At 39.2% G+C, this 8,408-nt stretch carries 6 protein-coding genes; all 6 read right to left on the reverse strand.

The window, feature by feature from the left end; genetic code table 11:
• Positions 1-296: 296 nt before the first annotated feature.
• The gene (locus DRW39_RS21950; RefSeq protein ID WP_116109388.1) at positions 297-1,046 is read right to left on the reverse strand and encodes a hypothetical protein; all 750 of its coding nucleotides are present in this window, start codon (positions 1,044-1,046) and stop codon (positions 297-299) included.
• Between the two features lie 234 nt (positions 1,047-1,280).
• Positions 1,281-2,489, reverse strand: a complete 1,209-nt coding sequence (locus DRW39_RS21955) for a DDE-type integrase/transposase/recombinase (protein ID WP_198664981.1) — start codon at positions 2,487-2,489, stop codon at positions 1,281-1,283.
• A 198-nt stretch (positions 2,490-2,687) separates the two neighbouring features.
• Positions 2,688-3,482 carry a methylamine utilization protein MauJ gene (locus DRW39_RS22435; RefSeq protein WP_157976309.1) on the reverse strand — a complete coding sequence of 265 codons (795 nt, stop codon included), beginning with the start codon at positions 3,480-3,482 and terminating at the stop codon, positions 2,688-2,690.
• 22 nt (positions 3,483-3,504) lie between these two features.
• Complete coding sequence (locus tag DRW39_RS22440; RefSeq protein ID WP_157976310.1) at positions 3,505-4,191, reverse strand: hypothetical protein; 687 nt, start codon at positions 4,189-4,191, stop codon at positions 3,505-3,507.
• A gap of 157 nt (positions 4,192-4,348) precedes the next feature.
• Positions 4,349-6,130 (reverse strand): hypothetical protein, encoded by a 1,782-nt coding sequence (locus tag DRW39_RS21970; RefSeq protein WP_157976311.1) that lies wholly within the window; start codon positions 6,128-6,130, stop codon positions 4,349-4,351.
• Between the two features lie 78 nt (positions 6,131-6,208).
• Positions 6,209-8,230: an NACHT domain-containing protein gene (locus DRW39_RS21975; protein WP_116109397.1), complete on the reverse strand. Its 2,022-nt coding sequence runs from the start codon at positions 8,228-8,230 to the stop codon at positions 6,209-6,211.
• Between the last annotated feature and the right edge of the window lie 178 nt (positions 8,231-8,408).

Here is an 8,408-nt window from a genome sequence, read left to right on the forward strand (position 1 = left end):
TTTCCAAACTTTATATCGTGATTGAAAGTGCCGAACAGACCTTCCACCTTTATTCTTTTAAATTTCATTGCAGTTCGTAACTATTTAGTTTGTTTTCGCTGTAATATATGGTTAGTTGCGCAGAACGAGTGCCTACCCGACGGCCGCCTCCACCGGCAAACATTAAAGAGGCCGAGATTCATTCCGCCCTTTTTAAAGCAATGGTAGCACCCAAAGGCTCAACTAGCGGCTGTGCGTGGTAGGCGGTGTTGTACGCATTTTGTGATAATTTTATTTTAACCCTGGAACTATTACTTTTAATACTGGCTGAAGGCAGTCAGGTTTTCTCCACCACCTCGATTCAAATTTAAAAGTTTATGCAGCACGTGAAAGCAAGTCGGGATTATTCCATTGACGGTTTTTCTCGGTCCGTGACTATTCTTCGACCTAATATGTTTGTATGAATCCCAATCATCGTTCATATCAATTATTACATTAGCCACCCAGTGATCTTTTAAATTAAAATATACTATAATATAAATATATTGAACTAGCTCTTCCACTTGATTTTCAGACAGGAAATTCGAACAGTAATTTATTTTTAACCTGTATTCTTCTTTAAAAGATACAGGTATAGATGCAATATTGTATTCATTTATATACTTAGCTCTATCCTTTATATATTTACGCGATTTTATGAATGCGTTTATCTGATTGTTTTCTAAAGCTTCATCTAAAAAAAGCTGTATCGCATTGTGTTCTTCTTGGTTAAGTTCTAGAAACGCTTGAATTTGAAGAGTTACTTTTCGGTGTTCGTTATGAGCTTCCATCATAGCAAGCTCATTTTGATTCAGTTTTGATAGTTCTTCAATTTCACGCAGAATCTTCTGTTCGCGTTGAGCTTGATCCATCGTTGCCAATTCATCCTGGTCTAATGTAGAAAGCTCTTTAACTTCCAGTTGAATCTTCTGATCCTTAAAATGCTGATCCATCATTGCTAATTCATTCTGGTCGAGTTCTAAATATGCTTTGATGTCAAGCTGGTCTCTAATTGTCAGCTTTTTCATAGATAGGTATTGAATGTTGTTCTGAAAGTGATGTGTGACCACACAATTTAATAAAATTTGGAATTAAGGTTATTATTAATTGTGTACCAAAGACCTGGGTAACAGAAGTCAACCCACCTGGGTAACACTTTTTAAAATTACGATTAATATCACTGTTTTTCCTTTTCTGCGCCCGGGGCCTGGCTTCCTGGAGGCCGTAGGCCGGAAGGAAGCCAGGCCCCGGGCGCGCCAATTTTACTGTCGCCTGTTGCGCGCCTCCCGGTCCCGACTCCGCTGCGGAAAGTCGCGATCCGATACCAAACGGTAGTAGCGCCCGCTTTCGATCTGCTCGCCCAGTTCGAAGAAGCCCAGGCACACCCGTCGGTAGTAGACTTCGTACACCAGCTCGCTGATCTGCTTGATGCCGACCCACTTATCGCGCAGTCCCCGGCTGACCATGATCCACTCGTCGTGGCCCCAGCGCACGGCTCCCCCCTTCAGTACCCTACGGACTGACACGGTCTCATCGTACTCCGGGGGCTTTACCCGCTCGGTGTACGGAACTGGCGAGGTCGTGTACACTTCCGAGGGGTACCGTCGATTTAGGCTATCGTGCGGCCGTTGGTGGTTGTAAAAGTCCACGAACTCGTTCAGTAACCGGTTCTGACCGCGTAGGTCCCGGGCCGGGGACCTGCAGCAGTACTTCTTCAGATCCCGGTGCATCCGCTCGTGCCGTCCGTTCTGCCCCGGACACCCCGGATCGCTGAAGATCGGTTCGATGCCGTGGTCGATGAGCCAGTACGACAGCGTCCCAAACCCGCACGGACTCTGGATACTGGCAAAGCAGCCGCCATTGTCCGATAGCAACCGGGTGGGCTGACCGTACTCCCGGAAGACCTGCCGCAGCACCGTCTGTACGTTGCGGATCGTCTCACGGTAGTGGCCCTGGATCCGCAGCAGATACCGGCTATGCGAATCGCAGATCGTCAGCGGATGACAGCGTCGACGGTTACCCATCGGAAAGTGCCCCTTGTAGTCGATCGTCCACAGCTCATTATTCTGCTGCGGGTCGTTTTTTGTGTTGACCGGATAGGTGCGACGACGGGCTTTCCGCCGCTCCACCAAGCCCTGACGGACCAGTACGTTGTGAATGGTCGTCGAGCTGGGAACCGCCTCCGGTGCATACTCGCGCAGGAGCTCCGACCGGATCTTGCGGGCACCCAAGATAGCCCGCGGCGTCGGCCGGCGCAGGGCTACGATACGCCCCACCATGGCCTCATCAACCGTATTGGCCACCACCCGCGGGCGGCTGCTGCGGTCGTCCAGTCCGGCTTCGCCTAGTTCCCGATACCGCCTCACCCATTTATAGCCGGTCTTGCGGCTGATGTGGTACTTCTCGCAGATCGAGTTGAAGTAGTACTGATCGCTTAGGTAATCTAAAATGAAAGCTCTTTTCTGGTCCATACGGTTCACTTCTTCGAATGGCATAGCGGCTTTACCGCTAAAATCCGGGTTGAAAAAGTGTTACCCAGGTCTATTTACTTTTGTATACCAGGTCGCTTGACTGTACAATTAATTGCGTACAACGGTTCGTGTATGCGGCGTGGCGGCGTTTAGCCGACATGAACGACATACACATTGTTCCCTGCTGTTTTCTTTTTTTTATATCAATTTTTCTCTTATTTCAGGAGTTACATTCGGGTTTAACATTTTCTCTTTCCAATCCTTGATAAATTCAAATGCAACTTCATTTATCACTTCAATCTTAGGTATAATCTGTTCTATTACTTCTATATCAATCGAAGCTATTCCATGGGCTATATCTTTTCGGGTATCATAATTCTGGTCTATCCATAATTCTTGATTTGGGATTACTTTCCATTCTTGAATCTCACCCCAAACTGATTTGAAACATTCCCACATATGGCACTTTGAACCTCTATCATTGCAATTTGCTTTGTTAGGATTGTATTTACTTGTGATAGTTTCTATTGAATTCCAAAAAGCTAAAAATTTATCAAACGGGTCATCCGAACATAAACCCTTTCTATACCAACCTAATGCTCTTAAAAAAGTAGGTTCGGTCAAATTGTATAATCTTGCGTCTTTAAATGATTGCACCCATTCTTCATCTTCAATAATTCTTCTTACTTCCTCAGCTTTTGGACTTGATATTCGGTTTGCGGTGTAACTCAAATAAATTGGAAGATTTACAGAAAAACTTAAAGTATCAATTGCTTGACCAACAAAATACAAAGCAGCTTTCTTTGCGTAAATTAACTCATTTGAAAACGCTGTGGCAGTTATTTTAACTCCGTGTCTTCCATTCTTATTAATCTCAATGTTACTATACAATCTGTCATGATAATTTAACTCTTTTCTTTGACGAAAATTGATTACCCTGTTAATAGTAATAGGTCCGTAAACATCCAAATCAACATTCCAAGTTGGTAGCATTCTATTCTTTTTTAAAGCGTTCTTAATTCCAAATTACCTCACAAGCAAGATAGTTCCAAATCAGAAATTTGATTGTCAAACCTAAATTTCCATGATTAATCGAATAGATGTATTTATCTTCTTGCACGATTACCCAATCATTCACAAGTCCTTCATTTTCTTTAAACATCCTTTGAAATGCTCTACTTCCTATTTCGGGCAATAAGCCTTCATCATGAGAAAAATATTCAATTTGCTCATCTTCATTCATTAAGGTAATTGGTCTTATTGATACTGATGTCGGTTCATCTAATTGAAGTTCACTATTCTCATATGTCGCATGACCTCTTGCAAGTTTTAAAATCACATTTCTTACCCTTTTTTCCTCTGTTTTAAAATAAATCTGTCCTTCCTGTATAATCCTTGCTTTTTCTAATCTCGCCTTTAATTTTGGTTTTCGATTTAGTATGTCTTTGATTTTTTTTCTTTTCAATTTTTCTGGTTCTGTCGTTCCTCTTAAAATGCATTCAATTAAGCATGCAAAATATTCTTCATCCTTCGAGAAGTCTTGATTACATTTATCGCAAGCTGGTACAACAGGTAGATTTTCAGGAAATGGTTTATCCATAATTATCTTCGACGGAACGTGGTCTCTTGTTTCTGGTTTTCCGCCACAATAGATGCAGTAGCCTTCTAATCTCAAATCGCTGAATTTATTTATCTGTTTCATTTTTTTCTTAATAGCAGGGAACGGGGGCCTACCCGACGGCCGCCTTCATCAGCAAGTACTACGGGTAACAACCATCATTCTGGCCACTTCTAAAGCAATGTTAGCACTCAAAAGCTCAACCGGCGGCTGTGCGTGGTAGGCGGTGTTGTGTGCATTTTTAATTTTTAGGAGCGCCCAAGAAATCTAAATACTGACCAATCATCGAACGTTGAATATGGTAATTGCGCTTTAATGATTTGCTTCTTAAAGCATTTGTCTGTTCTAATGAATGATGTTTATATATTTGTCTGCTCATAAAACTATCCATATCGTTATTTTTTCTATTTGCTTTTCTAATCTTTGCTGAGCTACGATAATAGCAGGAGAATACTTTATGTAAAGCGTTCAAATGAAACACGTCCATGTGATCAAAGAAGACTTGCATTGACATCGTTATCGGACGCTTTATTTCTTTAAAGTTGGTGTCGAAAGATGAGGCGTCGAAGAACTCATTGACGATATCGGCCACCAAAGGAAAAGCGAACATACTGTTGGTATAAACAATAACAGGGTAAACTTCAATTTTCGATAAATTAATCCCTTTGGTGACAAAATCATCTTGAATGTACGGGTTACTATTTATTTCCTTTATATATTTTAGTATTTGGCCTATACCTCTAGCCTTTCCTTTCTCATTTTCTACCAGCCGATGCTTGAAGTATTGAGTTATTTCGTCGTAAGTAGAGTTCTCTACCAAGCTATCGCTGACTGATAAATCTTTAAACTCGATTATGTATATACGCTTATTGTCTCTGATGTAGCAATCTGGGCGAGAGGGTTTACTATCAAATAAAATTACCCTATGATTTTTATGAAGGGTTTGGTTTATAATTGGTTTAAACAAATAATTCTCGGCAAATTTATCTGAAACATAATGCGATTTAAAATGTACCCATCTCGAAACTTCTTTTGAAACACCTGACTTCTCATAAAAATCGTAAGGGACTGAATTCCCAATCGCGTCCATCAAGTATCGCCAAGACAATATGCAGATCCTATCGTCAGAAAGCTGAAAGAACGGGTGCTTTTTGAAGATCAGATATCGCCTAGACAATAGTTTCTGTATCGTTGATTTCTCGGGTGGCACTAACTTTTCTCGAAATACTTTTTCAGCGATACTGTTATTTGACAAGTGAAACACTGGCAGTGGGTAACCGTCACTATGATCGTAAAATAATTTAGCAGTTGCATTAAAGAAATTTGCTATCAACCACGATGAATCTACATTGTAGTGATGAAGGTAATTGGCATAACATTTAGGGAAAGCGTCTGCCATTGACTGTAAGAATGCATACGCATATACTGATTGATAAATAACGCCTACAGGCTGTCCAAATTCAAATTGTTTGATATAGCTTGGGTATGAAGTTCTATTAAAATTGAATGATCCATCTTCATTTAGTATGACTTTGCCATGAACACCAGACTCTATGTATTTTTGAACAAATTTTAGATATTTAATAAATACAATCACTTCATCAAGCCCGCCAATATTTTTTGATTCATCTTGTGGATTTTCTGCCCAGTCAACGAGCATTATCTTGATAAACTCTGTAATCATCCACTCTGAAAAAATTTCAATTTCGTGTTCGGAGTGCTTCTTCGCATGACTATATGCTGAAGATATAAGAGTACCTATTTCATCGCCCCATGATGCACATAGGTCCTTAAGTAATATTTCTTGATCTATTCCTTTGAAAACCTGGTATGAAAGTGTAGATAGAAACAATATTGATTTGCTCGGGGCAACAGAGTTCAATTGCTCGCTTGTCAAAGCTTCAGTGTTACCTAATAGCATTTTATATGTGAGTGGTAGTCTTACCATGTCGTTTTTGATTGCACACAACGGGTGCGCCACCGCAGGCCGGCTTCCACCAACCAACTCACGAATCACTAGCATTCTGTCCTAGTCGATGAAGCATTCTCGACATCTAAATGCTTTCCCGCCGGCTTGACGGTGGCGCGATGTTCTGTGCATCTAGATTCCTTCGATTAATGTATTTAAGTCATTATTGCCTATGTCGGCTTCTATTGAAATTTTCGCTTTTTTCATCAATTTTAAATCTGGTGAATAATATGTCCCAAGATTAGAATAATTATCTGAGTGAAAAAGTATAGTATTTACGTCGTCAAAATATTTGACCTTGTTGAGATTAGAATTTTTATCGTTTGTTAACTCTCTTACAGTTTTGAAAAGAAATCGTAATTTTACTTTTTTCTTAACAACCTCGGCGGTATTAAAGGCGGTGTAAACTTGGCCATCCCTACGATTTAATAGTGAGTTATTTCTAACTATCTCTAATACTTCCCTAGCAGGAGTAGCAGCTTTAAGTACTTTAATATAATTGAGTCTACTTTCAATCTTTAATCCAGAAGGAACAAACGTTAAAGGAAATTTATAAAATATATCCTCGTTATAGCCTTTGACGGCGTCAAATAATAAATCTACTTTGCTTATATTGTTTCCGTCACCTTTCAAGTCACCTTTTACCAAGTAAATTTTGTATCCAGCTGTCAGCCTATTTCTAAATTCAATTTGACGCTCAGATATCATATTTTGAGCCCAAAGTTCTTGATTTTTTTCAAAAATAGAAATACATTCATCAAGTGCCTTCAAATAAACCACGCGCTTGAATGTGACTTCATCAATAGCATAATATATTGTCATGAAATTACGCCAGTAGTAAAACTGTTCACTATCATAGATAGCTTCTAGAACAGCTTTACGTTCATCTGATTCATCTAGATAAACGAACTGGGCGGCAAAATATTCCTGAATGGATTTATGGGCCCACTTAATGTAAACTCCATCCCTAGTCAACAACGGAACTGATTGTAGCAAATCTTCTAAAAAGACTGACTCTTTAAAAGGAAGTTTAGTGTATACTTTTGTCTCCTTAATAAACTTTAATATTTGATCTTTATCGAATTCTGTTCTTTTTGACCTGAGAGTATAAAAACCTAAATGCCTGACAGCCCTGTGGAATTCATCAATATCTAGACCAGTCTTTTTCTCCCTTGTAAACGCATCGCCTTTCGAGAGATCATGCATTTCAAATAATGCATCATAAACTTGTCTGTAAAATAGATGCTTTTTGAACGGAATTGTATTCTTGTAGTCAAAAGCTGTGAATAATAGTGAAGTCAATAGTGGATTCTCTAGAAATTCGCTAATTTCTCTAACCTCAGGAGACTCTAATTTTTCAATTAACTTGTTAGCTATTTTTTGTGATATATCGTACTTTTTTAATAGGCTGTATGCTTTCTCCCTAGTTAGGGGACTGATTGATAATTTCAAAAATGACCCAAAACTGTTAATTGTTGGCTCATCTCTTGAAGCCATGATAAAAACGTTCTTTGGAGCCTTATAAACAAATCGATCGATTTCATTAATCACAAATTCTTTATCTGATAAGGGCACCTCATCGAGTCCATCAAATAAGAGAACAAAATTACCTTGCTCAATTAAGCTTTCTATAAAAGAAGAATTAATTTCATTAAATATAGAATTGAGCTGGTTCGAGATCTCTTTTAAAATAGGATTGTCATTATTAATGCGGCGTAGTTCAATCAAAATTGGCACGCCAAATTTACCTTTTATTATGCTTGTAAATATTTTCTTCATCACTGTTGACTTTCCCATACCCGCATTGTCAACTATAATTATTTTTTTGTTCTTTAAGAAGAAGCTATAATCGAAATCGTCCTCAATGGTAAACTTTAATTCTGCTTTATTGATTAAAGTTAACGGCTCATAAATGTCATCAAGTAGTCTGACATTATTTCTTAATGAAATAGTGTTTATCACAGAGTACTGCTTGTAAGAATCTTTGAGATATTGTTTAAAATTGTTTGATATTATGTGACTTATCCTTTCTCCTTGAAGTCGGACTTTATGGTCTAACTTTGCTAATCTGGGTTCTATAAAAATTTTGACAATACTATCAGTTATTGGCGAAATTATCGCGGCAATTGATTGAATCATTTCGATGTTAGCCATTTCTATAGTTTTAATCGGTCAACCTTGGCTAAGTTAGTACTTATTGCACAGAACGATTGCATCAGCGCCGTGCGCCCCTCAAAAGGGCGCATGGACGTCTGATGCGGTGTTGGGCGCCGTACAGTGGTGTTTTTATTTTTTTATTCTTTGTAGTGCGGAATCTCTAAATGATCCCGCT

It is taken from the genome of Lewinella sp. IMCC34191 (assembly GCF_003390935.1).
Taxonomy (GTDB): domain Bacteria; phylum Bacteroidota; class Bacteroidia; order Chitinophagales; family Saprospiraceae; genus Neolewinella.

What these genes read in the sequence shown, in the direction of transcription:
- DRW39_RS21950 (WP_116109388.1), bottom strand. Translation starts at nt 1,046, where the DNA reads ATGAAAAAGCTGACAATTAGAGACCAGCTTGACATCAAAGCATATTTA.
- DRW39_RS21955 (WP_198664981.1), bottom strand. Translation starts at nt 2,489, where the DNA reads ATGGACCAGAAAAGAGCTTTCATTTTAGATTACCTAAGCGATCAGTAC.
- DRW39_RS22435 (WP_157976309.1), bottom strand. Translation starts at nt 3,482, where the DNA reads ATGCTACCAACTTGGAATGTTGATTTGGATGTTTACGGACCTATTACT.
- DRW39_RS22440 (WP_157976310.1), bottom strand. Translation starts at nt 4,191, where the DNA reads ATGAAACAGATAAATAAATTCAGCGATTTGAGATTAGAAGGCTACTGC.
- DRW39_RS21970 (WP_157976311.1), bottom strand. Translation starts at nt 6,130, where the DNA reads ATGCTAGTGATTCGTGAGTTGGTTGGTGGAAGCCGGCCTGCGGTGGCG.
- DRW39_RS21975 (WP_116109397.1), bottom strand. Translation starts at nt 8,230, where the DNA reads ATGGCTAACATCGAAATGATTCAATCAATTGCCGCGATAATTTCGCCA.